Origin of the sequence: Sporosarcina sp. SG10008, assembly GCF_044569405.1 — a bacterium.
In the GTDB taxonomy this organism is placed as follows: Bacteria; Bacillota; Bacilli; order Bacillales_A; family Planococcaceae; genus Sporosarcina; species Sporosarcina psychrophila.
In genome coordinates, this window is record NZ_CP172607.1 from 3,775,275 (window position 1) to 3,800,609 (window position 25,335).

At 42.2% G+C, this 25,335-nt stretch carries 26 protein-coding genes and 1 riboswitch; of the genes, 14 read left to right on the forward strand and 12 right to left on the reverse strand.

Translation table 11 applies throughout. The features are described 5' to 3' along the window. Nucleotides 1-742: 742 nt before the first annotated feature. From ACGLYD_RS17675 to ACGLYD_RS17690, 4 genes are all read right to left on the reverse strand, one after another. Complete coding sequence (locus tag ACGLYD_RS17675; protein WP_067213550.1) at nt 743-2,365, reverse strand: long-chain fatty acid--CoA ligase; 1,623 nt, start codon at nt 2,363-2,365, stop codon at nt 743-745. Nucleotides 2,366-2,612: 247 nt separating this feature from the next. After that, on the reverse strand, nt 2,613-3,761 hold the full coding sequence (locus ACGLYD_RS17680) for an acyl-CoA dehydrogenase family protein (protein WP_187046128.1): 1,149 nt from the start codon (nt 3,759-3,761) through the stop codon (nt 2,613-2,615). An 81-nt stretch (nt 3,762-3,842) separates the two neighbouring features. Further along, entirely contained in the window at nt 3,843-4,607 is a 765-nt protein-coding gene (locus ACGLYD_RS17685) for a 3-hydroxyacyl-CoA dehydrogenase (RefSeq protein WP_399633297.1), read from the reverse strand. Between the two features lie 75 nt (nt 4,608-4,682). After that, a complete protein-coding gene (locus ACGLYD_RS17690) occupies nt 4,683-5,831 on the reverse strand; it encodes a thiolase family protein (protein ID WP_340741051.1) in 1,149 nt (382 codons plus the stop codon). Between the two features lie 188 nt (nt 5,832-6,019). Here ACGLYD_RS17690 and ACGLYD_RS17695 point away from each other — a divergent pair, with 188 nt between their 5' ends. The 5 genes from ACGLYD_RS17695 (at nt 6,020) to ACGLYD_RS17715 (ending at nt 9,491) form a co-directional block, all read left to right on the forward strand. Continuing rightward, nucleotides 6,020-6,370, forward strand: coding sequence for an ABC transporter permease (locus ACGLYD_RS17695; protein WP_187046131.1), 351 nt, complete (start codon nt 6,020-6,022; stop codon nt 6,368-6,370). A 16-nt stretch (nt 6,371-6,386) separates the two neighbouring features. Next, entirely contained in the window at nt 6,387-7,025 is a 639-nt protein-coding gene (locus tag ACGLYD_RS17700) for a PspA/IM30 family protein (protein ID WP_067213554.1), read from the forward strand. Nucleotides 7,026-7,139: 114 nt separating this feature from the next. Then, the gene (gene liaF / locus ACGLYD_RS17705; RefSeq protein ID WP_340741052.1) at nt 7,140-7,841 is read left to right on the forward strand and encodes a cell wall-active antibiotics response protein LiaF; all 702 of its coding nucleotides are present in this window, start codon (nt 7,140-7,142) and stop codon (nt 7,839-7,841) included. After that, nucleotides 7,838-8,884, forward strand: coding sequence for a sensor histidine kinase (locus ACGLYD_RS17710; protein ID WP_067213556.1), 1,047 nt, complete (start codon nt 7,838-7,840; stop codon nt 8,882-8,884). Before liaF ends, ACGLYD_RS17710 begins: the two co-directional genes overlap by 4 nt. Next, on the forward strand, nt 8,859-9,491 hold the full coding sequence (locus ACGLYD_RS17715) for a response regulator transcription factor (RefSeq protein ID WP_067213557.1): 633 nt from the start codon (nt 8,859-8,861) through the stop codon (nt 9,489-9,491). The genes ACGLYD_RS17710 and ACGLYD_RS17715 overlap by 26 nt, the downstream gene beginning before the upstream one ends. Nucleotides 9,492-9,646: 155 nt before the next feature. Here ACGLYD_RS17715 and ACGLYD_RS17720 read toward each other — a convergent pair whose 3' ends face one another. Together ACGLYD_RS17720 and ACGLYD_RS17725 are read right to left on the reverse strand one after the other, a co-directional pair. Further along, nucleotides 9,647-10,120, reverse strand: coding sequence for a DinB family protein (locus ACGLYD_RS17720; protein ID WP_231885736.1), 474 nt, complete (start codon nt 10,118-10,120; stop codon nt 9,647-9,649). Nucleotides 10,121-10,204: 84 nt separating this feature from the next. Then, nucleotides 10,205-10,528, reverse strand: a complete 324-nt coding sequence (locus ACGLYD_RS17725; protein ID WP_067213558.1) for a hypothetical protein — start codon at nt 10,526-10,528, stop codon at nt 10,205-10,207. 278 nt (nt 10,529-10,806) lie between these two features. On the opposite strand from ACGLYD_RS17725, the gene ACGLYD_RS17730 reads away from it, so the two are divergent. Continuing rightward, nucleotides 10,807-10,905 (forward strand): YjcZ family sporulation protein, encoded by a 99-nt coding sequence (locus ACGLYD_RS17730; protein ID WP_156476121.1) that lies wholly within the window; start codon nt 10,807-10,809, stop codon nt 10,903-10,905. A gap of 297 nt (nt 10,906-11,202) precedes the next feature. Continuing rightward, nucleotides 11,203-11,847 (forward strand): CPBP family intramembrane glutamic endopeptidase, encoded by a 645-nt coding sequence (locus ACGLYD_RS17735; RefSeq protein WP_187046134.1) that lies wholly within the window; start codon nt 11,203-11,205, stop codon nt 11,845-11,847. Between the two features lie 84 nt (nt 11,848-11,931). Here ACGLYD_RS17735 and ACGLYD_RS17740 read toward each other — a convergent pair whose 3' ends face one another. Together ACGLYD_RS17740 and ACGLYD_RS17745 are read right to left on the reverse strand one after the other, a co-directional pair. Then, complete coding sequence (locus ACGLYD_RS17740; RefSeq protein ID WP_399629612.1) at nt 11,932-14,205, reverse strand: histidine kinase dimerization/phospho-acceptor domain-containing protein; 2,274 nt, start codon at nt 14,203-14,205, stop codon at nt 11,932-11,934. A gap of 156 nt (nt 14,206-14,361) precedes the next feature. Then, nucleotides 14,362-15,051: a response regulator transcription factor gene (locus ACGLYD_RS17745; protein ID WP_067213561.1), complete on the reverse strand. Its 690-nt coding sequence runs from the start codon at nt 15,049-15,051 to the stop codon at nt 14,362-14,364. A gap of 230 nt (nt 15,052-15,281) precedes the next feature. On the opposite strand from ACGLYD_RS17745, the gene ACGLYD_RS17750 reads away from it, so the two are divergent. Genes ACGLYD_RS17750 through ACGLYD_RS17760 form a run of 3 tightly spaced genes read left to right on the forward strand, consistent with a single transcriptional unit; the run spans nt 15,282 to nt 17,645 of the window. Beyond that, nucleotides 15,282-16,160, forward strand: a complete 879-nt coding sequence (locus ACGLYD_RS17750; protein ID WP_338654735.1) for a hypothetical protein — start codon at nt 15,282-15,284, stop codon at nt 16,158-16,160. Beyond that, nucleotides 16,153-16,710, forward strand: coding sequence for a hypothetical protein (locus ACGLYD_RS17755; RefSeq protein WP_399629615.1), 558 nt, complete (start codon nt 16,153-16,155; stop codon nt 16,708-16,710). The genes ACGLYD_RS17750 and ACGLYD_RS17755 overlap by 8 nt, the downstream gene beginning before the upstream one ends. A gap of 26 nt (nt 16,711-16,736) precedes the next feature. Then, complete coding sequence (locus tag ACGLYD_RS17760) at nt 16,737-17,645, forward strand: CPBP family intramembrane glutamic endopeptidase (RefSeq protein WP_255428527.1); 909 nt, start codon at nt 16,737-16,739, stop codon at nt 17,643-17,645. A 39-nt stretch (nt 17,646-17,684) separates the two neighbouring features. Here the strand turns inward: ACGLYD_RS17760 and ACGLYD_RS17765 are convergent, their stop codons facing one another. Further along, on the reverse strand, nt 17,685-18,554 hold the full coding sequence (locus ACGLYD_RS17765; protein WP_399629618.1) for a DMT family transporter: 870 nt from the start codon (nt 18,552-18,554) through the stop codon (nt 17,685-17,687). A gap of 1,031 nt (nt 18,555-19,585) precedes the next feature. Continuing rightward, entirely contained in the window at nt 19,586-20,215 is a 630-nt protein-coding gene (locus tag ACGLYD_RS17770; RefSeq protein ID WP_399629620.1) for a nitroreductase family protein, read from the reverse strand. 134 nt (nt 20,216-20,349) lie between these two features. On the opposite strand from ACGLYD_RS17770, the gene ACGLYD_RS17775 reads away from it, so the two are divergent. The 4 genes from ACGLYD_RS17775 to ACGLYD_RS17790 all read left to right on the forward strand — a co-directional run bounded on the left by ACGLYD_RS17775 (nt 20,350) and on the right by ACGLYD_RS17790 (nt 23,459). Beyond that, nucleotides 20,350-20,685 carry a winged helix-turn-helix transcriptional regulator gene (locus ACGLYD_RS17775; RefSeq protein WP_399629622.1) on the forward strand — a complete coding sequence of 112 codons (336 nt, stop codon included), beginning with the start codon at nt 20,350-20,352 and terminating at the stop codon, nt 20,683-20,685. Between the two features lie 260 nt (nt 20,686-20,945). After that, nucleotides 20,946-20,992: riboswitch (PreQ1 riboswitch) on the forward strand. Between the two features lie 7 nt (nt 20,993-20,999). Then, nucleotides 21,000-21,482, forward strand: a complete 483-nt coding sequence (locus ACGLYD_RS17780) for a QueT transporter family protein (RefSeq protein ID WP_067213570.1) — start codon at nt 21,000-21,002, stop codon at nt 21,480-21,482. Nucleotides 21,483-21,551: 69 nt separating this feature from the next. Next, the gene (locus ACGLYD_RS17785; RefSeq protein WP_067213571.1) at nt 21,552-21,782 is read left to right on the forward strand and encodes an excisionase family DNA-binding protein; all 231 of its coding nucleotides are present in this window, start codon (nt 21,552-21,554) and stop codon (nt 21,780-21,782) included. 186 nt (nt 21,783-21,968) lie between these two features. Further along, nucleotides 21,969-23,459, forward strand: a complete 1,491-nt coding sequence (locus ACGLYD_RS17790) for a BCCT family transporter (protein ID WP_067213572.1) — start codon at nt 21,969-21,971, stop codon at nt 23,457-23,459. Between the two features lie 40 nt (nt 23,460-23,499). Here the strand turns inward: ACGLYD_RS17790 and ACGLYD_RS17795 are convergent, their stop codons facing one another. Next, nucleotides 23,500-24,486: a homoserine dehydrogenase gene (locus tag ACGLYD_RS17795; RefSeq protein WP_342539264.1), complete on the reverse strand. Its 987-nt coding sequence runs from the start codon at nt 24,484-24,486 to the stop codon at nt 23,500-23,502. Continuing rightward, nucleotides 24,444-25,310, reverse strand: a complete 867-nt coding sequence (locus ACGLYD_RS17800; protein ID WP_399629628.1) for a hypothetical protein — start codon at nt 25,308-25,310, stop codon at nt 24,444-24,446. Before ACGLYD_RS17800 ends, ACGLYD_RS17795 begins: the two co-directional genes overlap by 43 nt. Between the last annotated feature and the right edge of the window lie 25 nt (nt 25,311-25,335).

Below are 25,335 nucleotides of genomic sequence, written 5' to 3' on the forward strand. Positions count from 1 at the left end.
CGCAAATACATCTTAAAATCACATTTCTCTCGATAATAAACAAGCCTAGCGCAGGGCATCCGCAAAGCACCAAGCGTTCTACAATCCACACCTCGAATTAAAACTCTCTCCTTATTAAGCGCCACAGTAAATTCAATGGGATTCTTTAATTCAACACATATAGGTTAATTAATCACGTCTGTTGATTAACCATTTCCTCACATAATATTCTTCTAAGGTAGGCGCGATTTTTTTCATTTGGACTAGTACTTTTCCGGCTCGCTTTCGGCTAAAATAATCACGATAGTTTTTCCGTGAGACAGGTGTGGCTAGTTACGACTTATACAAACCGAACCCTTTGCTGTTCGGTTGACTGCCTTTATCCAGGTAACAAGCCCACTATTCTTTCGTCTCAAAAAAGCTTTCGCACTTCATGTACTTGCACCTTTAGAGAGCGACAGATGAACGACCACCATACGATTACCGAAAAAATCTATAGGGATGCGACGAAGTAGCATCCTATAGATTAAGATACCCCGGTAAAGATATAGGAGTCGTTCGATCCAAAGCAATCTAAGCAACTGTACGGGGGATGCTTAGTATTTGATTAAGTTATTTTCTGGTTATTTCTAGTAAATCAACACGTGTGTTAATTTACTATACTGTTCTCATTGCGGAGCTTATTAAGGCCTGAAACGAATCTATATACGTTGAAATGAAAAAAAGACCAAACCAGTGTGGTTACGGCCCCTTTTTGTGTGTTTTACACTTGCTGATAATGTTCCGTCAATTGATTACGTAATGAGGCTTTCAGGAATTTACCGACGGATGTTTTCGGGATTTCATCCAAGAAGACAACATCGTCCGGTACCCATAATTTAGCGAACTGGCCTGCCAAATAGGTTAGCAACCGCTGTTTCATCTCTTCGTCAGCAACCTTCCCTTCTTTCAAGACAACACACGCCAGTGGACGTTCAATCCATTGCTCATGCGGTATTGCTATCACTGCCGCTTCAAAAACATCTTCATGCGTCATCAGCGCATTCTCCAAGTCAACAGACGAAATCCATTCGCCTCCACTCTTGATCAAATCTTTTGTGCGGTCCATCAATTTAAGATAGCCAAACTCTGTCATAACTGCGATATCGCCTGTGAATAGCCAGCCATCACGGAAGGCTTCTGCTGTACGCTCATCATTGTAATATTCGCTTGCAATCCAAGGTCCCCGAATAGCTAATTCGCCCATTGTTTTACCATCCCAAGGCGCATCTCCGGCTTCATTAACAATACGGACTTCAAGACCCGGCATCGGCATCCCTTGAAGTGCACGGACATCGATTTTCTCATCCATTGTTAAATCGGTCATCCCTGACGAATAGACAGATAGACTGACTAGTGGCGATGTTTCAGTCATGCCATAGCCAACGATGAACGGTACACCAAGTTTTTCTTCGAATGCACGGATCAATCCTTTTGGTGAAGCTGAACCACCGCTTACAACGGCTCTAAGTGATGACAAGTCTCTCGGACTCTCCTCCTGCTCCTTCAGCACTGCTAGCCAAATTGTCGGAACTCCCGCTGTTACAGTCACCTTCTCCTGCTCGATCAAGTCCAGCAACAGCTTCGGATTTAAGCCTGGCCCCGGCAGGACTTGTGTTGTACCAAAAAAGACCGCGGCGAATGGCATTCCCCATGCATTGACGTGGAACATTGGCACGACTGGCAGAATTACATCTCTCTCCGATAAGCCCATAGCATCAGCTAGTCCTAGCGCATAACTATGCAGAACAAGTCCGCGATGGGTATAGACGACTCCTTTCGGATTGCCCGTCGTAGCGGATGTATAGCACATGCCAGCTGGCGTATTCTCATCGAGATCCTCTGGGAATACAAAGTCTTCAGATGCTTCAGCTAGAAGTGCTTCATACGAATGGACATTTTCGAGAGATGTTTCAGGTATTTCAGTGCTGTCTCCCATGATGATATAATGTTTCACCGTTTTCAGATAAGGCGCAAGTTTTTCAAGATGCGGAAACAGATTATCATCGACAAGCAGGATTTCATCCCCGGCATGGTTGATAACGTATGCAATATGTTCCGGAGATAATCGTATATTGATCATATGAAGGATGGCACCTGTTCCCGGCACACCGAAATACGCTTCTAAATGTCGATGGTGATTCCAAGCAAACGATCCAACTTTCGTTCCGTGCTCCATCCCGAGTTTCGTCAGGGCATCTGCCAGTTTGCGTGTTCTTTTTGCGAACTCACGATATGGAATCCGGTGAATCGAGTTTTCTCCTGTTCGTGAAATAATTAATTTGTTAGGGAAATATTGCTCTGCTCGTTTAATAAAGGAAGATAATAATAGTGGTGTTTGCATCATACTAATCTCGCCCCTTTTCATGTAGAATATTTTTTACGTAAACAGTGCATTATAATAGTAGGTATACGTCACATATGGTCCCGAAAGATAATATGCCCTACGAAACCAAGTTATTCCTACTTATTTATATAGTTTGCAGTATTGAATACGGTGTACAAACTGAGCGTATGTGCCTTAAAAGGTTAGCCGAGCGCCAAGACAGATTCAATGGCGTTCTTTATATCAACTTATTAAGCAACCCTAATTTCTACAAGCCCATATTCTTCGCGATGATGACTTTCATGATTTCATTCGTCCCTGCGTAAATCGATGCCACAGGGATATCCCTGTAACGTCTCGCAATTTTATATTCTTCCATATAACCGTACCCACCGTGCAACTGCATACATTCTGCCGAAATTTCTCGCGCCGTATCGGTCAGCCAATATTTCGCCATCGATACTTTTGTGACGACATCTTTTCCTGCTAGATGATCTTCGATAAGTGATTCTAGAAACACTTTTCCAATCTCCACTTTCGTTGCAATTTCAGCAAGTTTAAACTGCGTGTTTTGAAACGAACCAATCGGCTTATCAAATGCTTTCCGCGATTTTACATACTCAAGTGTCATTTCTAGCATATCCTCTGATGCCGTTTGTGCGGCAATCGCAACAACAAGCCGTTCCTGCTGTAGTTTCTCCATTAGATAGCTAAATCCTTTTCCTTCTTCGCCAATTAAGTTCGTTACAGGTACACGGCAATCTTCAAAGAACAATTCCGCCGTGTCTTGCGAATGCAGCCCTACTTTATCGAGTTTTCGACCTTTTGTGAAACCTGGCGTACCTTCTTCTATAATAAGCAAACTGACGCCACGATGTTTCGGTTCGGCATATGGGTCAGTTTTTACAGCAACGAGTATAAGATTCCCATTAATACCGTTTGTGATAAACGTCTTTTGACCATTCACGACGTAATGGTCCCCATCTTTAATTGCCGTCGTCCAGATATTAGCCAAGTCCGATCCTGTTCCTGGCTCTGTCATTGCAATAGCGGTAATATTGTTAGCGCTTACACAACCAGGTAGCCAGCGCGCTTTCTGCTCCATTGTGCCGAACGATTCAATATATGGAACAACGATGTCATTGTGCAAGCCTACCCCTGTGAGACCCGCGCCTACACGCTCAAGTTCTTCCCCGATGATTACACTAAAGCTGAAATCCAGACCAAGCCCTCCGTATTTTTCATCCACTTGCGGGCAGAGGAACCCCATCTCCCCAAGTTTTTTCCAAAATGCGATTGGTATAAGCCGATCTTTTTCCCATTTATCGTAGTGCGGAACTGCTTCTTTCTGAAGAAACTTCCGAAGTGAATCTCGAAACATGACGTGCTCATCCATTTCAAATCTGTATCTCGCCAACCGCCTAGCCCCTCCTTTTGTAACATGTGCTTTGGAACCTGTTTGAGTTGCCATGTTTATCGGCGAACCATTGTTTCCAACTCACTTTGGTTGCATCCGAATCGCACCATCCAACCGAATTACTTCACCGTTGAGCAGTGTATTAGTAAATATATTTTCAACAAGCTTTGCATATTCATCTGGTCGCCCAAGTCGTTTCGGGAACGGTATCATTGAAGCAAGTGAATTACGTGCGGCTTCCGGTAGCTCGTCGAATAACGGTGTTTCTACAAGACCTGGTGCAATTGTCATCACTCGGATACCGAATGCCGCGAGTTCACGTGCAATCGGTAATGTCATTCCAACAACGCCGCCCTTTGAAGCACTGTATGCAACCTGTCCAATTTGTCCCTCGAAAGCAGCAACGGAAGCAGTATTTACAATAACCCCACGTTCCCCTTCTTCGTTTGGCTCATTTCCTTGCATTGCGGCCGCCGCCACACGAATTACATTAAATGTGCCTATCAGGTTTACTCGAATGACTTGTTCAAACTGGTCAAGCACCATCGGACCGCTACGCGACAATACTTTCCCCGGCGTCGCAATACCTGCGCAATTAACAACGGCTGTTACTTCTCCAAACTTCTCCTTTACGGAAGCAACGTTTACTTCCACTTCTTCCGCATCCGCAACATCCGTTTTGAAGAATAAAACACTTTCCTCTCCAAGCTCTCTTGCAAGCGCTTGTCCACGCTCTTCATTCCTGTCGAAGATAACTGCCTTCCCTCCGGCGTTTACTATCCTCCTTACAGTGGCCTCCCCAAGACCGGATGCTCCACCTGTCACGATTGCCGTTACTTTTTCCATTTCCACACCTAAATCCCCCTAATCGAATACAACTAAATTTCATTTAGCAGGGGTTTGGCCCCTCACTGGATGAAATTAAATACGTTCAATAATTGTCGCGTTCGCCATACCCATTCCTTCGCAAATTGCGAGTAGCCCATAACGTCCGCCAGTCCGTTTTAATTCGTGAATCATCGACACCAGTAATCGCGTGCCTGTCGCGCCAAGTGGATGACCGAGTGCGATGGCGCCGCCGTTCGGGTTCAATTTCGTAGAATCAGCACCCGTTTCTTTCAGCCAAGCAAGCGGCACTGGTGCAAATGCTTCGTTCACTTCATACGTATCCATGTCTTCTATTGTAAGACCGGCCTTTTCAAGTACTTTCCGTGTTGCTTCAATTGGACCAGTTAGCATTAACGTCGGATCAGAGCCAACAACAGCTCGTGCAACAATGCGTGCGATCGGCCTCACGCCAAGTTCGTCCGCTTTGTCGCGTGACATAAGGAGTACAGCAGATGCCCCGTCACTCATTTGACTTGCATTACCCGCTGTAATTACGCCATTTTCATCAAAGACCGTCCGTAATCCTGCCAACACTGCTGTTGTCGATTCGGGACGAGGGCCTTCATCTTTAGAAAATAGTTCTGTTGTGCCATCTTCTTTCGTGATTTCAACAGAAACAATTTCTTCTTCAAATTTCCCTTCATTAATTGCGTGAATCGCCTTTTGGTGACTTTCGAATGAAAAGCGATCTAGTTCTTCCCGCGACAGTTCCCACTTCTCAGCAATTCGTTCAGCTGATAGTCCTTGATTAATGATTTCATATTTTTCTAGGAGCTTTGTACTTGGTTTTGCATCTCCCATATTGGACATCATTGGTGCACGCGTCATACTTTCAACTCCACCTGCAATGACGATATCCATATCCCCAGACAGAATAGCTTGTGACGCAAAATGAACAGCTTGCTGACTCGATCCGCATTGCCGGTCAATTGTCACACCAGGTACATGTATTGGGAATCCGGCGATGAGCGCTGCTGTCCTAGCAATATTCCCACCTTGTTCACCTGATTGGGTAACACAACCAAGAATGACGTCTTCCACGTCTTCTTTATTTATCCCTGCGCGTTTCATAAGTTCCTCAAGTACCACAGCCGCAAGTTCATCAGGTCTGTAGACCGAAAAGCTCCCTTTTCTCCTACCTACCGCAGTTCTAACCCCCTGAACAATAACAACCTCTTTCATACCTACACCCCGTTATCCGAATTAATTAACTTTTCTTATAATAATAGAATACATGAAAACACTTACAAAATCTAGTATGACTTAGATCGAATCAGCCTCAAGTCCTAGGTGGAAATCCGCTTAGCGCCCGTTTGGACGAGCCGGAAATCGTTATAAGATTAAGCTACAAACGAAAGGAGGAACAACAAATGAAAAAACTAGGTCTTGCAGCACTTGGTATTACAGCAGCAATCGTTGCCCTTGCGAATCTCGGATCACTTCTCGCACTTGCATTTTCAGCATTGATTGCATACGCGGGGTTCCATTACTTCAGAAAGAGCACTTCCACAATCTCGAAATTGTTCTGGGGAGGCGTACTTGTCATTGGCTTGTTAACAGCAATAGCAAATGTACCGGCATTCATCGGAATCATTGCTTTAGTCGGTGTTCTGTATGTTTGGCGTAAATGGCATGGCTCAGAAAACAGTAACATCATCAATAACCCTACTGACGATCCATTCGTAAACTTCGAACGTCAGTGGAATGAAATTACAAAATAATGAGGAGGAACTAACTATGAACTCACTTTGGAATAGATTTAAATACTCGGTACAAGCAGATCTTCACACGGTGCTTGACAAAAAGGAAAGCAAAAATCCAATTGCCATGTTAAATCAATACATCCGCGAGGCAGAAAAACAGACCGAATCAATTGGGAAATTGCTTGAACGTCAAAGCAAACTAAAAACAGAACTGCAGAAAGAGTTGGCAGAAGCTGAAAAAATGTCAGAAAAACGTCGTAGTCAGCTTGAACTTGCACAAACTGCTGGTGAAGAAGACTTAATCGCATTTGCCGAGGAGGAAATCGCTGCGTACGATACGCGTGCAGCAGAACTTTCGGAAAGCGTTATGGAAACGGCTTATGAATTAATTTCACTGGAGCGTAAATTCGAGGAAATGAAACATAAAGTGAAAGATATGAAAGTTCGTCAGCTGCAATTGATGGGGAAAGAGAATGTGACCCGCGCCCATCACCGGATGGATCAAATCATCTCTCCTGAAAATGCAGACAGTAAAATGGCATCAGTTGGCGATATGAAAAAGTATATCGAAAACCTTGGCGGAAAGATTGAACGTGAGTACGAAACGTCATCAATGGACCGTCGCCTTGAGACATTAGAGAAAGAATCCGCAAAAGAAGTAGAAATTGTGTAAAATAGACTGTAGGATGCAGGTATGCAACCATCGCCGCAGGAATCGGTGTACTTAGGTTGTGTACCTTTTTTCTTATTTACAGATAATCTGACCTCAAGAAGGGAGAATAACAAAATGAAACGAATCGATACAAGCAAAATCACATTTTGGGGGCTAACTTTCCTGCTACTCATTTTTGTCGAGGCAGCTTTCTTTCATAACGGCAATATCGTGTTCGTCCTTCTTGGTGCCGGACTAATTTATTACGGTTTGCGGAAACGATCGAAGCTGCTATTTTTACCAGGCCTGTTTTTTATCGCAATGGCACTTTTCACTTTGTGGAGTTTACGGATGCTCATTTTCACCGTCATCATCTACGTCCTCGTAAAACTATGGAAGGGCGTACCGTCGGAAGAAATAATGCGTCCTCTCAAAGATCTTCAACGAGAAACGCCCAACGGAATTTGGAAAAACAAACTATTTTCCGTCCAGTCATCCCCCTTTGCGTCTTATGAATGGGAGGACATCCATATCCACGGACTCTTTGGTGATATTCACATCGATGTAACGGATACAGTACTGCCAAAAGGAACTTCTTTAATTTCTGTTAGGCAAGGTATTGGAAAAATAAAAATTGACTTACCTTACGAAATCCCCGTACGCATTCATTACACGACATTAATCGGTGATGCTAAGCTTTTCAATATTTATCGGAAACGGCTCATTAATGAATCGCTCCATATGAAAGATAGCTATGAAGGGAAATCTGCTGATTCCCCTGAACTTATCATTACGCTTTCCACTTGGGGCGGAGATGTCGAGGTGACACGAAAATGAAGGCAGTCATCGGACGCGGACTTGTTTTATCAATTTTATTTATTGCGATTGCAGCGGTGTACATCTATTTCCTTCTTGGTTTGCCAATAGAAGAAAGTTGGTTTGCGTTTTATGAATTGCAATTTGCGAATGTTTCGCTTGGCTTGTGGATTTTGACTACTATTTTCTTGCTTGCCTGGGGAATCGCTATATGGACAGGTTTTTTAGGAAGTTCAAAAGAGAAAGCAATCGAGCAAAGAATAACAGGGTTGATCGACACTGAGCTAGAAACTGATTCAATCGAGAAGTTCTCTCCCCGTATGGACCGGGCAATCGGGACCGTATCAACGGTCATTCATACGCAGCGAAAAAGTCTGCAACGGATCATAGATGAGCGTGCGGAGGAGCAAGACAAACTTATCCAAGAACGAATTATACAAGAACGACAGCGACTCGCGCGCGAGTTACATGATTCTGTATCCCAGCAACTGTTCGCCGCATCGATGCTATTATCCGCTATTACGGAAAATAACGAAGTTGCTATCGCACAAAAACCGGTACTCCAAGTCGAGCGAATCGTCCAACAGGCGCAACTGGAAATGCGCGCCTTGCTACTCCATTTACGACCGGCACCCTTGAATAACAAATCACTTGCCGAAGGACTTGAAGAGCTATTAATTGAATTAAGGGAAAAAGTGCTATTCGATATCCGATTCCGTTTGGAAGAAGTGACATTATCAAAAGGTGCGGAAGATCAGTTATTCCGAATCGCGCAGGAGACGCTGTCCAATACACTGCGCCATGCACAAGCCACGGAAGTCGATGTGCTATTTGTGGAACGAGACGGGCTCGCAATTTTCCGGGTGCAAGATAATGGTATCGGATTCAAAGATAGTGATGGAAAAGGCGGCTCATATGGCCTGCAAAACGTTAAAGAACGTGCAATTGAAATCGGTGGAACATGCAAAATCGTTTCCGTTCCCTCACAAGGGACGATTGTGGAAGTGAAATTACCTGCTCGAAAAGGAGATGGACCGAATGATCAAGATCCTGTTAGTGGATGACCATGAAATGGTGAGAATCGGTGTTTCTGCCTATCTACAGATTCAGCCGGATATGGAAGTCATCGGCGAAGCGGTAAATGGGCGCGAAGCCGTAGGAAAAGCACTTGAGTTACGCCCCGATATTATATTGATGGATATGGTGATGCCGGAAATGAACGGTGCCGAAGCAACTGCTGCCATCATTAAGGAGTGGCCGGAAGCAAAAATCGTTATCGTGACAAGTTTTTTAGATGATGACAAAGTATATCCAGCACTTGAAGCAGGCGCAATCAGCTATATATTAAAAACATCGAATGCGAAGCGAATTGCAGAGGCCATCCGTGAAACATTAAAAGGACAAACAGTATTGGAACCTGAAGTCACAACAAAAATGATGCGCAAAATGCGAGCAGGCAATGAACGGCAGCCCCATGATGAGTTGACGGAACGTGAACTTGAAGTATTATTGCACCTTGCGAAAGGTAAAACGAACCAGGAAATCGCAGATGATTTATTTATTGCACTGAAAACAGTGAAAACACATGTTAGCAATCTATTATCTAAACTAGAAGTGCAAGACCGGACACAAGCAGTCATTTATGCATTTAAGCATGAATTAGTAAATTGAAAAGCAGTCATCTTACGTCAGATTAAAACGGACGTGTGATGACTGCTTTTTTTAATGCAGGAAATTATATAATTATCGGCCCGAGGATAACCTGAGAAAGGCGATATTTCACGCCCAGACTCTAGCGCCTAGAGGCTTACGCTTTTGCTCCAGAATTATTCTGAAGCCAAACGGTTCAAAGCATTAATCATGCCTGCATGAACGCCTTCATGCCACACTGCAAATTGAACGACTGCCTCAACTGTCACCATTGTATGCAAGGGTCCAATTGACATCGGTTCCTGTAACGTATTGCTTAGTTTACCTTCGAGCGCTTTAACGACACGTTCTGGTTGTTCCTCTAATGCCGCGAGGAGCTCGTCTGTTGATGGAGCATTTCCTTCCCAGTCGTTAGGGCCTGATCCCGACACAAAAAGAGAGATCCATTCGGGATGGACAGGTTCATAACCTTCCACCGCTTTTTGAATGAGTGTTTCCATCGTTACAAAAATATGACCCGCATTCCAACGAATCGTGTTATTGAATCCTGTTGGTTGTGCATCCCAAGCTTCTGCTTTTGACTTTACAAGACGGCCAAGTGTATAAATACGTGTGAATTTTAACTGATTCATTGTTTCGATGACAATCATCCCTTTCTTTGCTTCTCTTCTACTCTACCGCATCTTATCTACAAATCAAAACGGTCGCTCCACAAAGGGACGACCGCTACTAAGTTATGGTTTAAATGGATCTTCGTTCGGTTTCTCTTTATTCCATTTTTCGTGTGTTTCTTGATCAAACTTGTTATCTTCTTGATGTTTTTCACCAAAAGGGTATTGTTCGCCCGACCTTGGCTTATTATAACCCGTGTCCGTTTTGTATGTTCCGTATGCTGACTGTTCATTCTCACCAGTCTTGTCCAAGGTGTTTTTTCTAAAGACATCCGATGTATTCGAATCGGATGGATCCGCGAGTGGAAGCTCATCGGAATTAGCTACCCCTTTCACTTTCGGTTCAAGATCTTCTTTGTTTGGGTACTTACCATCTGATTTTGTCATAGTATCTATTGATCCTCCTTCTTCGAATAGTGATTCTATTCCCATATTTTAAACTAATGATACAACACATTTCATTAAACAAGCAAGTAGAATCCCATACTAGACAGCAGGATGGCCACTCCAATTACCACGTCTATCCATCTACTTGTCAGCTAAACTATTCTTCTAAATAACCAAAAGCAATTATTTCTTTGGCAGTCGTAAAGGCGTTTGTACTTAGTGCCTAGTAATCTATTTGCATAAGCTAAATTAGACCATTCATGAAAGGAGTGTTGACAATGGGTCAATACGGAGGATATGAGAGCGGAAGTTCATTTGCGTTAATTATTGTGCTTTTCATCCTGTTAATTATTATCGGTGCTTGCTTCATTGGTTAATTAAGGATGTTGTGCATCTAGTACCAGCATACTTGCTATATATGTTGAAATAAAGAAACCACTGAATTTGCTACTGCGCTAGGGGATGCTGCCAGTCTTATGACTTTGGCTCCCCCTTAAAAGGCGCCTTCGCTCAATTTATATGGGTATTTATTTGGTCAACATATATAGTATTATTTTTTTCTTAGGGAGCGCTTGATAAGCGCTCCCTTTCCATATTTCCATTTTATTAATTTTAATGAAACTTTAGACATTATTTGGTCGTCCAATACTGAATCAATGATTGGAGGATCTACTATGATACGGGGAATTATTTTATCGTTATTCAGCATCACTTTTCTACTGTGGATTGAACAATCAGTAGAAGTTACATACATCTGGAAAACGGCGGCGAAAGTGACTCTATTCCTGCTCGTCCCACTCCTATTATTCCGCAAGACGGGATTCCCATTCTTACGCTTGGTCCAAACTGATCGAAAAAGCATGTTGTTTGCGATTGGTTCTGGAGTTGCGATTATGGGGATTATCTTTGCGGCGTTCATCATCTTACAGCCTTTCATAGATATTGCTGCACTTCTAGTTGACCTTGCTAGTGCAGGTATAACGACTACAACATTCCCGTTCATCGCTCTCTATATACTGTTCGGCAATTCGATGTTAGAGGAATTTTACTTCCGCGGTCTGTTGCCAAATCTTGTTGGCAAGTCTCGGATTCGGTTTATTTTACCGTCATTCCTGTTTGCCATTTATCATATTTCAATTTTTCTTCCATGGTTCAGCTCAGCTCTTCTTATACTCGCTGTGACAGGGCTCTGGGTTGGTGGAGTTATCTTTCAACTTGCCAATGAAAAAAGCGGAACAATTTTGCCCTCTTGGACGATTCACATGTGTGCAGATATTGGTGTACTACTTATCGGTGTCTATATCATGTACTTCTATTGAATAAGGCCGCATGACAAAAAAAGCTGTACACATTCCCCTTCTATAAGGGCTTTGCATACAGCTTATTATTTGTATATCTATTTGTTAAACCGCCGCCACGACGACCGTTACTTTGAATAAATCCCCATCTACTTCGATTTTCATATTCCCATTATGCAAATCAACGATGGATTGCGCAATCGCAAGACCAAGTCCTGAACCATCTGTATGGCGTGATGTATCCGCCCGTTTAAAGCGTTCATATAATTCGTCGATATTTTCACCGAGCTCATACTTCGTCACATTTTTCACGACGAATTCGGCCGTATCCCCTACTTTTCGAAGCGTAATATAGACACGGGTACCCGGCAATGTGTACTTGATGGCATTAACAATCAAGTTATCCAATACGCGCCACCATCTTTTCCCGTCCACATAGGCAACGAGTGCAGCTTCAGGGAAATTCACCCTAAAATCCAGTCCTGATTTCGAGATTTCTTCTTCGTGCTCTGCAAGGGCTTGTTGGAGTAATTGCGTCATATCAACACGCTGCTTGTTAAGCTCCAAGTTACCACTTGCCATTTTCGATACTTCGAATAAATCCTCGATTAACGTCTTCAAACGCTGTGACTTTTTGTCTAAAATGTCTACATATTTTGTACGTTCTTCAGCTGTAATGTCTTCCTTTTTCAAGAGATCCGTGTAGGTAATAATTGATGTCAATGGAGTCCTGAGATCATGACTGACATTCGTAATTAGTTCTGTTTTCAGGCGTTCGCTTTTCGCTTGTTCAGTCACAGAAATATGGACACCTTCACGAAGATTATTCAAATTCTTAGCGTGTTCCGCTAGTGGCGATTTCCCCTCAATATCAATTTCTTTGTGCAATCTCCCATTCGCCATCGCTTCCGTAGCAACCATAATGCGATTCAAATACGCTGTTCTTCTCACAAAGATATAGAGGAATGGCAATCCAGCAAACAAGACAAGCGGAATATAAATCATAATTAATATAGGTTGGATGAGGACAATGCAAAGTCCGATACCTGCTAGGAAAAAGCCAATTAACAGTAGGAACATTTGAATACCAATGGATCGATTCAAGAACATCCCTTGCCACGCAAGTATGAACCTCATACTGTAACTCTCTTTAATATCCTGTATTAGCGCTCCCCTAACTTTTACACGCTCTACAAGTAAGACCAATTGGAATACTATCGCCCATAGGAAGACCATTAAAATGACAAGCGTCATTCCGAGAATGACTCCGGATTCTAATCTATAATGAGTAAAAAATGTAACATAGCGGCCTACAGCATTTCCTAATAAAACCCAAAAAGCACTAGCTGAAAGCAATAGCAATGCTGCTTTCAGGTCAATTTTCTGCCGTTGGTATCTCACTACAAAATAGCTTGTCGTGACCCATTCCCTGTTGAAACGTATAATTGTCAGCAAAGCCGCTAAAGCAAGTATACCAAGCGTCCAAAGGACATATAAAATTAACTGCTTTTGATTATATTGTTTTACATTTTTACCTAGAGAACCTTTCTGCAATGCACTTTGCGGTACAACTATAGTCCCCTCAAACTTCTTCACAGTTTGTGGCTGACTAGACTCCAAAGCGGCGTCTTGTGCATGCTCTGACACAGTCTCTTCCGTTACGGTTGAAACAGTATCTCTGAACGCAGAAACTCCCCTTTCATAGGCCTCTGACGAATAACTATCATAATAAAAGTCATCCATCTGATCAGGCGCCGCAAAGAAATAACCTTCCTCCGCACTGAAAGTCTCTTTATAGCCCGTCGTTACATGGATATCTCCTGAAGTGAACTTTTCTCCCGTTTGACTATCCGTTAACTCATAAACAACAGGAAAATAAAGATTTTCCTCGGTATTCTGAATGCGTCGCTGCAACTCTTCTTCTAGCTGTTTTTCCTTACTTGCACGGATCTTTGCTTCTACATGCGCGTCCGATTCAAAGTTCTTCCGAATGTCATCGATTTTCGCATCGCGCTCTTCTATCAATGTCGCTTTCAGCTTTTCACTTTTCCCTGCTTCCGCATCGGTGATTCGTTGCGTATATTGCACTTCAATATTACCAATCTGCTCAGATAGCGTGCCATAGTAATTACGATGCTCTTCGATTTCGGATTTAGTAACTGTAATCTGTTTTTTCTCCGCTTCTATATCAATCGGATTCAAAACAGCTTGAGTAAGATTTCCATAAAAGTTATTCATTTCCCATTGAAAATCATTCGACTCTACATAGCTCTTACCAATATAACGTAAGTTGCCACCTGTCACTGAAAGCAATGCCGTTAAAAATAATACCGCTAATGAAGTCCACACAACAATTTGTATACCATATTTCTTTTTCACCATCATACACTCCCTTTCATCAGCCGTGTGAGATAAGCGATGGCCCGACTAGAACGCTCCACACCATTGCCTACCAAGTCGATGATATAGGAGAAACAGTAACCAATACTCAGTGCCGCTATAACAATTGCAAGAATCGACCAGAAAGTAGTATAATCATTTTTCGATTTTGTAACCAATGCCCCATACCACCTTTACATACCTTGGATTTTTCGGATCTGCTTCGATTTTCTCACGAATTTTACGAATATGAACTGCGACAATATTTTCAGCATTGTACGCCGCCTCGTTCCAAACCCGTTCATAGATTTCACTGATAGAAAACACACGTCCTGCATTCTTCATCAGTAATTCTGTGATTTTGTATTCGATAGGAGTCAGCTTTACTACATCACCATCGACGGTTATTTCCTTCGCCTCTTCATCAAGAACAAGTCCGTCGATTTCTACTTTTTTCTGACCGTCATATGTACCAAATTGAATATATCGACGTAATTGAGACTTCACACGTGCCATCAATTCCATTGGATGGAACGGTTTGGTCACATAGTCATCGGCTCCCACAGACAAACCGTGAATTTTATCTGAATCCTCCGCTTTTGCACTTAACATGATAATCGGGATATTGCGCACTTCCCGAATTTTGAATGTCGCCGTAATACCATCCATATTCGGCATCATAATGTCGAGAATGAGAAGATGGACGTCGTTCGACTCCAATAACTCGATCGCCTCTTTGCCATCCGCCGCCTTTAGTACGTCGTATCCTTCATTTTTTAAATAAATTTCAATCCCGTCACGGATATCCTGATCGTCATCCGCTACCAACACCGTGAACTTCGCCATCTTCCGCACCTCGCTTTTCTTAACTCTATGATACCAATTGTACCCGCCAAATCTTAACATTTACCAATTGTAATTATGAAGAAAGTCTTAAGATGTGTTTTTAGCTTAACTTTCTTTACCAGAAAAAATATGATTGTTAAACTTTCATATTTGAATGAATGCCAATATCGCCTAAGTAACTTAGAGGATATATTATCCATTTGATATACTAGATGGAAGGGGGCGAGTTCATGAAAGAACGATTTTTCTGGGTGGCGCTAAGTTTAATCGGCATAAGCTGGATGTTGAATTCCATTTATGCTTACTCAAAGCAACTCGATGAGCCCATATTCTTGGACCACTATATCGATGCGGAGTATCAGGATGATTTTTATATGACATTTTATTATTTAACGAACAAAAATAACTCATCAGTTGTCTCATCTGTTTCTACCGGCGAACTAATCGGTTATCCAGAAGACTCTTATTTTTTCGATGAACAAGTTCAAAACAACCAGGTATTCAATCACCATGTTTTACGTAGTACCAACGTGAGGTTTAACTTTGACCCAACCACTCATACAGAAAATTATTCTTTTACAGAAATAGATGTCTCATTTTCTGATGGAAATAGGATAACTGTTCCTATTGGTATCGTGACGATTCGACCGCGTGTAATTGAAGAATCCCCTCTCGAACAAGTAAGTTCAAGTGGGGATGGCTATCATTATCGGGCTCTAGAACCACTGACAATCGAAATGATTAAAAGCTCATTTCAAGACGTTTTGCAGGATAATTTCTTTATTAAAATAAATTCGTCCTCCACTCCTTCACTACCTGAACGAACCTATGAAAAGTTTCTTGACCAAGAATGGAGCAGGTTACCCGGACTAGATTTGCAAAATATACAATTCCCACTGAACTTAAAGAAAAGTAAAAGAATAAGTGTCTACAGCCAGTTCGCCGCAGACTTTAAAGCTGTGTTAGATGTGAACATCTATATTTCGGGAACAACCGAGTCAGGTAAGCCTTTTTCTACAGTAGGCGGTCTTATTGTGCGTCCTTATTTGGAACAAAAAGATGTCAATGCAATTATCAAGGAGAAAACAAAGGGGGATACCAATGGATAAAGCATTAAGGTATATGTTCTGGGGGTATCTTTTCATTTTTTTCCGGGTCCATATTGGTTTTGATTGGCTAGCTGACCCTGTCGGATATTATTTGATTTGCTCCGGATGCTTCATGCTTATCGATAAATATCCTCATGCAAAAAAAGCAGGAATCGTAGCTGGACTAGGCATAGTCATTTCTTTCCCGGCAATTTTCGTTAATCTTTCTGCGCATTATCTCGGTATTTGGGAAGTCTATTCACTTGCTTTACTCGTCCTAAAACTGATTGTCGCCTATTTTCTTTTCGCTGTTCTAAAAAGTATTGTCAATGACTATGCTAATCAAGCATTGATAAACCAGACGAAAAGTGTCTATACATTTTATATAGCTATCCACTTATCCGTGCTTATGCTCATGTCATTTTCCATGAATATAGCTGAGGACCAATGGATCACACTTACATTCATGCTGACAATGGGCGCCTTAGTTATGGATATCATGTTTCTTCTACTACTTGCAGCCATTCGGCAAGCACAACCGCGACAGACAGCTCACGACTATTCGGTATGAAAACAGTGGAAATTGGGAGGGATAAGATGTTTAAAAACCAATCAGGTCAAGTAAGGGCTGGCTGGCTTATTTTACTAACCTTTATAGCCATGCTAATTGTTCAACAGTTATTCTCACTTCCTGGGATTCTTTTATTGATGTTCACTGAAGCACCTTTTAGTGAGGGATTTAGTTATCTCGATATGCAAACTGCTTTCGATTCACACCCTTGGATTTCCCTTTTAATGCAAGGCGGTGGTACAGTCGGTGGAATAGTGATTACTTTTTTACTATGGCGTTTTATAAATAAGGGTTCCATGAAAGAGCTCGGCTTTAGAGGTTCGTTGAAAGACTTATGGTTTGGACTGTTTCTTGGTGCATTATCGATTATCTTTATTTTTATTGTATTGATGGCGACCGGCAATGTGACACTCCTTAATTCATTGTCAAACCCTCATTTCTCAATATTTACGATTACTTTTCTAGTTCTATTTATTCTTGTCGGAATCTTTGAAGAGATGTTCTTTAGAGGATATGTCATGTCCACCATGGCAAGTAGGGGAAATAAAAAGTGGGTTATCTACGTAGCATCCGCTTTAATTTTCAGCATCGCCCATGGTGCAAATCCAAATGTAAGTCTTTTAGGATTAATGAATATTGCACTGGTCGGGCTTTTATTCGCTTATATGTTTGACGCCACAAAAAGTTTGTGGCTACCGATTGGTTATCATATTACGTGGAACTACTTCCAAGGGAATATTTTTGGATTTGCGGTAAGCGGTACAGCACCAAATGGCATCTATAGCGTTGAACTAGCCGAGGGACATGATTGGCTGACTGGTGGTGCATTCGGCCTAGAAGGTGGAATCCTAGCAACGATGCTAATCTTGGTCGGTTTTATCGCTACAAAGCTTTATTCCAAATCGAAAAATCAAAAAAATACAGGAAGCCTTTAAAGCTTCCTGTATTTTGAATTTCAAAAACAAAAAGACTGTTCAAACCTTCACTTTCCTACCACTCAACGTCAACACAAGAATTCCACCAAGCAACATCGCAATACCCATCCACGACGTTCCTGTCAGTCGTTCACCTACAACAATCACACTCAATATAGCAGCAGTAAGTGGTTCAGCAAGTGACAGGGTGACTGCTGACGATGAAGGTATCCGTTTCAATCCGGCAGAAAACAGGATATATGCCACACTGGTTGTGACGATCCCAAGATACAACACAACAGAAATTCCACGCCCCGTCATAAGCCCTTCCGTTTCGAATAAAAACAAGAATGGCATGAGCATTATCGCACTCATCGAAAAGATAACCGCAACAGCAGGCACAGGATCTACCTTGTCTAGTAAGTCTTTATTGACAAGTGTATAAAAGGCAAACAACAATCCAGCCCCAAGTGACATCGCGATTCCCACTGGATTTACAACGATTCCATCTTTATTTAAAAAGAGCAGTGCACAGCCTATAATTGCAAGTGCTGTCGCCATGATCCACACCCGAGTCGGACGGCGTTTTGCTAGTAACCATTCAATGATTCCAGAAAAAACTGGAGCACTTCCGATTGTGACGACCGTGCCTATAGCAACCCCCGTTAATCTGACAGAAGAAAAAAATAAATACTGAAAAATGGCCATCGAAATAGCTGCATACAGGGTAGATCTCCAAGGCCAATTTCGAAAATCGATTTTACGCATAATGAGCAAAATAACTAGTAACGAAAAACCCCCTATAGCAAGCCTCGATGCCCCAACTGCCAACGGATGAATCGTTTGCGGCATGAATGTTTGGGCTGTGCCAGTCGTCCCCCAAAGTATCGCACCTACCAGCACGACTAGATATGAAATACGTTGTGACAAAGTGATCCCCCCTTACTCTCTCTACAGTAGAAGATACCACATAAATCAAATTTTCCAATACCTTAATTCTACTTAATTGAATCTCTAGGTGATTATACGAACCTAGCTTAAATTGCGTGCAATAAAATCAAACGTATTCTTCGTTCCTTTTTTCCAATGCATCGCGATTTTCTATTATCTCCTCAATATCCCCAAATGTATTTCTATTCACTTCATCAAACCAAGAGAAACATACATTTTTACACGTCTGTTGATTAACCATCTTCTTGCAGAAAGAGCAGGTAAGAAAGGCTTGAAAAATCCTATTTTCACTGGATCATTTCCAACCCGCTTTCGGCAAACTATTCATGGTATCTTTACCGATGAGCAAGTCTGCTACGAATAGTTGCCTGTCGCGTTCCTACAACGTTCAAGTGAAAAATACAGCTACTTTAGAAAAAAGAATAGATGATTTTTTTTATAGGTTATAAGTGCCCGAAGATACAATTTCGGGCACTCAAGTACTTTGTACAAGGTGTTCCTTGCTTACTTTTAGTAAAGATTACTCGTGTTATCATGCGATGGACTATAAGAAAGTGACTCTTTCTTAACTAAAAAAGACAAGCCTATGGAGAAGACATCAGCCGCCAAAATTGTATCTTTGGTGGCTATTATCCAGCTAAGAAGCCCCGCTATTCTTTCGTCCCAAAAAGATTTAGCACTTTGTGTATGTATGCATTTGGAGCGTGACGGATGAATAAGCACCATACGATTACCGAAAAAAAGTGTAGGGATGCGACGAAGTCGCATCCCTACACTTCAAGACATCTCGGTAATCGTATAGAGGTCGTTCAATCCAAAGCAATCCAAAAGTAACTGCACATGAAGCGCCTAGTGTTTGATTAAGTGATTTTCAGGTTGTTTTTGGTTAATCAACACATGTGACATTTTTACTGACTAAAACTCTGTATACACATCATCTCAACTAGCGAGTTAAGATGATGGTATACAAAAAGCCCGAAATGCATGTAGCATCCCGGGCAAGAAATTTCTTATATAAAACGCACAACTTCATCTAAAGGCAAGCGGGAAGACCCGTATGCCGGGGCAGCGGCCTTTCCTAAGGCAATCAGTACAATTGGGAATTGATCACTAGGAAGGTCGAATCTCTCAGCAAATTTCACTTTGTCAAAGCCACCTATTGTTGAAGTATCATAGCCTTTTTCTTTGGCAATCAACAGCAATTGCATAGAAACTAGCCCCGCATCGAAAGAAGCGATATTCATTCTTGCCTCTCTTGGAATAGTTGGATAGACCGCATTCGTACTGGCAATCGTACGATCTTTAATCGACTCATCCATATGACCTTCTGCAACATTTTGTGTATAGATTTGCTCCACTTTTTTATACGCATCGATATTACCTAAGACAGCGATAACGGCAGATGAATCCCCCACCTGGACTTGATTGTTCGCGATTACTTGCAGTTCTTTCTTCACCTCGGGGTCCTGGATAACTATAAAACTCCAAGATTGCAGGTTGCTAGATGAAGGAGCTATTGTTGCCAGCTTCAGCATTTCTGCAATTTCCTCTTTTGCGATTGTAGCGTTCGGATCGAACACCCTTACCGATTTTCTTTCCTTCATTACACTATATAAATGTGAGTTCAATGTTGTAGTCATTGTATTGCCTCCCTTTCTAAAACTTACTAATAGTAAGTACCCGTATTCAACTTACCATTAGTAAGTTTGTTATGTCAACCCTAACGATACATGTTAAGATAGATGAAAGATAAAGCAGAATGGAGGTTCGACTAGTGAATCAACCGAAAAATTGTGGGAATTCATCACATGTCTGCAACAACTTTCACGATACAATTGAATTTATTGGTAAGAGATGGATGGGGGTAATTATTTATACACTGATGTCCGGACCCAAGCGCTTTCATGAAATCACTGAGGGTATTCCAGGGATATCAGATCGACTTTTAACAGAACGGCTGAATGAATTAATCAAAGAAGGCCTCGTTACAAAAAAACAACTTGAGCCTTCTTCTACTATAGTTGGATATGAGCTAACGGATAGCGGGATGGAATTAAAAGAAGTTATTACTGCCATACGGAACTGGATGAAAAAGCGAACAAACCTTTAGATCCTAAAGGTTAGAAAATTCATTAAACTCCCAAAGAAGAGCTATTTCCCCTAGAGGTTGATAGCTCTTTTCCCTCGCCTTGATTAACCACATTCATCTTTCCTACACTTTGCTCGATCATTTATACCGAGCTGTTTCATGGCCCCAACAAGACTTCGAACATCGATATTTATCCTATCCAAATTCTTACTTCTTCATTTTTCACATGTATTGACATGTACGAATCAAAAACACTATGATACACTGGATTGCAGGCTTTTTAACACGTGGTTCGTCAACCATCCCACGCTAAAAAAACTAGGAGGAAATGAATAATGAAAATAAAAACAATGGCCATTAGCGGGATTATCGCCGCTTTATATGTAGCTGTATCCCTATTAATAGCACCATTAGCATACTCAGCTATCCAATTTAGAATCCCTGAGATGTTCAACCATCTCGTCGTGTTCAATAAGAAGCTCATATTTGGAATTGTGCTTGGCGTATTTGTGACAAACTTATTTTCCCCACTTGGCATGTATGACTTATTTTTCGGGGTAAGCCAATCAATCCTAGCTCTTTCAATCACGATTTTTTCTGCTAAATTCATATCCGGAATATTCAAGCGAATGGTCTTCAACACGCTTGTCTTCACCTTTACAATGTTCATCATTGCTTTCGAGTTGAACCTAGCATTAGAACTTCCTTTCCTACTTACATGGTTAACAGTCGCAATTGGTGAATTCGTCGTTATGGCTATCGGGATTCCGATTATGATGATTTTAAATAAACGTTTGAAATTCGAAAAACTTATTTAACATAACCCATCCCCTCCATTTCACTGTTAGCGATTGAAATAGAGGGGATTTTTTAAGGAGATGGATCCTATGTACATAACAATCCAAGAAACCGCTGAACATCTAGGTATGCCTGTCGAACAAGTAGAAAAGTACGTGCGGGAAGGTCGCATCCGTTCCGTCCATGATGGTGAAAAATTCCTTATTAACAAAGATCAGTTTGGACTCTATTTAGAACAGCTCGAAATGTTAAAACACCAAATCGATGAATGGCGGAACGAACCTATTCCACCCGATCGTGACATTAAAGATGAAGATTGAAAAACCGGTTGAAAATCTACGGATTTTCAGCCGGTTTTGTTTTATTTAAGATAGGGTATCGTTCCGTTAAAGGTATGGAAATCGCTATAAGAGAAAATACTAAATACATCGATTGGTTGCTTTCAATATGCTTTGCTAGTATAGTAAGAAGCTGTTTCCAAATTACCAGCTCCACGAGGGGGAATTATGAAGAAAATTTCAAATGTCTTTTACATCACAATTGGTCTGATTATTTTGACCGTCGGATATGGCGCGTTTGCACCTGAAAGTTTTGAGGCTGTTACAACGAATGTCCGAAACTTTGTTGCGTCGTCTTTCGGTTGGTACTATATGCTGCTCATGTCATTTATGTTAGCGCTCAGTTTCTTTTTCATCGTCAGTCCATACGGAAAAATCCGGCTTGGAAAAGATACGGACCGTCCGCAGTTTTCAACAGTTACATGGGTTGCCATGCTGTTTTCCGCCGGGATGGGTATCGGCCTAGTCTTTTATGGTGCCGCTGAACCATTATCACACTTTGCAATCAGTCCTGCTTCGGAAGATCCAAATACGGATGCTGCTTTCAAAGAAGCCTTACGTCAATCTTTCTTTCACTGGGGGATTCACATATGGGCCATGTACGGAGTCATTGCGCTATCTTTAGCCTTCTTCCAGTTCCGCAAAGGGGAACCGGGATTAATTTCAGCAACATTGAAGCCGATATTCGGTGAAAAAATGGTTGGACCATGGGGTACTCTCGTCGATGTACTCGCCGTTTTCGCAACAGCATTCGGCGTTGCTACATCACTCGGCTTCGGCGCTGTTCAAATTAATGCAGGCCTAAACTACTTATTTGGTGTTGAGATCAATATCTTTTCACAATTTGTCATCATCGCAATCGTCACGGTCCTGTTCGTTGCATCTGCATGGTCAGGATTAAGTAAGGGCATAAAATATTTATCGAATACAAATTTAGTCCTTGCTCTTGCACTGCTTGGATTTATCGTCGTTCTTGGACCGACATTACTCATTTTCAATATGTTCACTGATTCATTTGGCGGCTACTTTTCAAACCTTGTCCAAATGAGTTTCGGTACAGCACCATTGGACTCTACCGACCGGAAATGGCTTGACGACTGGACAATATTCTACTGGGCATGGTGGATTTCATGGGCACCGTTTGTCAGTATGTTCATTGCCCGTGTTTCAAAAGGCCGTACAATCAGGGAGTTCATGATTGGCGTACTTGCTGCACCTACTTTGCTGGTTACATTCTGGTTCTCAGCGTTTGGAACGACAGCGATTGATATCCAGAAAAAAGGGCTTGTCGACTTGACGCAATCCAGTACAGAACTGACGATTTTCGAAATGTTCAATGTTATGCCAATGTCGTTCATGATATCAGTCTTCGCAATTTTATTGATTGTATCGTTCTTCGTTACTTCAGCCGATTCAGCAACATTTGTCCTTGGCATGCAGTCAACGAATGGTTCGTTGACACCGCCGAATAATGTGAAGCTCATTTGGGGCGTTATCCAATCGACAATTGCGCTCATTTTGCTATCTGTCAACGGCCTCACCGCTTTGCAAAACACGATCATCATCGCTGCATTGCCCTTCTCTTTCGTCATGCTGCTCATGGTTGTCGCGTTGCTCAAAGCGTTGAAAGCCGAATTAAAGTTGATGAAATTAAAATAATAACTAGAAAAAGCGATTCCATAAATGGAATCGCTTTTTCTTAACTATTAACAAGAACCTTTTCACGTTTTCCAATCATTTGAAGGAAGTCTCCGACCATTGCGCTTGCCGTTGGGTACATACCTGCACCCGGACCGACAAGTGTTAAGGCACCGAGATAGTCAGTTTCAACGATGATTGCGTTGTCCACACCTTCGACACCATATAGCGAATGATGAGTTCCGATAAGTACCGGGCCAACACTTCCGTGCAATGTCCCCTTTTCGTCAATCAAAATATCAGCGACATGCCGATAACGAAGCTTAGCCTTAGATGCATCCGCCACATCTTCAATAGTAATCTTGTCGATTCCAACAACCGAAACGTCTTGCCAATTTGGTTGCGTACCGAATGCAAGTGCACTCAAAATCATCAGTTTCCGAAAGGCATCTTTGCCACTTATATCGTCCGTCGGATCCGCTTCCGCATAGCCAAGCGTCTGTGCTTCGTGAAGCGCGGCTTTAAATGGAATTCCCTCTTCCCGCATCTTCGTTAAGATGAAGTTGGAAGTGCCATTCAAAATACCTCTAATTCGTAACACCCGGTCTGTCGGTAACAAGTTTGTCACCGTACGGATAATCGGTATGCCACCCGCCGTCGTTGCTTCATACCCAACGTAAACTCCACGGAACTCCGCATGTTTTAGTAACGCCGGACCATGTTTCGCAAACATGGTCTTATTCGCAGTTATTATATGAAAACCTTTTTCTATTGCATCCGAAAGAAACGTATAAGCGGGTTCTTCTCCAACAATCGCCTCAAATATGAGGTCAATGTCCGGATTTAACAGGATTTCTTGAATGTCATCCGTTATCTTCGTTCCAGGTGTCGCTAGACGTTCTTTCTCCTTATCCCGGACCAAAATGGAAACAATGTCGATTGTACAGCCCATTTCCCGCTTAATCTCTTCTTTCCTTTCATTCAAAATCCTATAAATCCCTTCACCTACAGTGCCGAAGCCAAGTAGAGCGACTTTGATTGACGCCATAACGCCACCTCCATGGACTGTTTGATGATGAGTCCCCATTTTTCAAATTCCGTTAAAAAACTTTCATAGCCATGTTTTGTATTGACCAAACAATATATAGAGTTGGGAATCATATAGGCGAACGTTCGAATTTCATCCGTCGGATACATCGGATCGTGTGTAAACGCAAACGCCACCACTTTTGCAGATATCAGGCGGGAAGCTAGTTCAATGCCTCCTCGACCACGGCCGATGTCATGCGTATTCATGGCACGGATTAAGGGGTAGAAGCTCTCCATGTCATTTCTGCTATTCCCAAAAGGAGATTCCATGTTCCCAATTTTAGTTGATTGTGGTGTCACCGCCATCGGGAAAAGAATATCCATACCCTCGGGATACATAATGCCCCATTCCAGTACACGCATGCCACCGAGCGAACCCCCGATGACCGCCCTTAATCGATTGACACCTAATACCGTCAGCGCTCTCCGTTCTGCATGCACCATATCTCGAATCGTTACTTCTGGAAATAAATTTCTATACAGCTCGCCTGTGTCCGGATTTACAGTTAACGGTCCTGTTGATCCGTCACTTCCGCCAAGTGCGTTAAAAGAGATAACGGATAATTCATTTGTATCGATACTTTTTCCTTTGCCGACAAGACCGCTCCACCAACCCGGATAGTCATCCGTTCCAACTGTCACGTGACTTCCTGTCAAGGCATGACAAACAAGTACATGGGGTGCATCCAACCTGCCCGTTCTTTCATAGGCAAGCTGTACATTTACCAAGACGACTCCTGATTCCAATACCAGATGCCCGATTTCCACTATCCCCGTCTCCACGATTGTCACGCCCTTTCTTGTCACC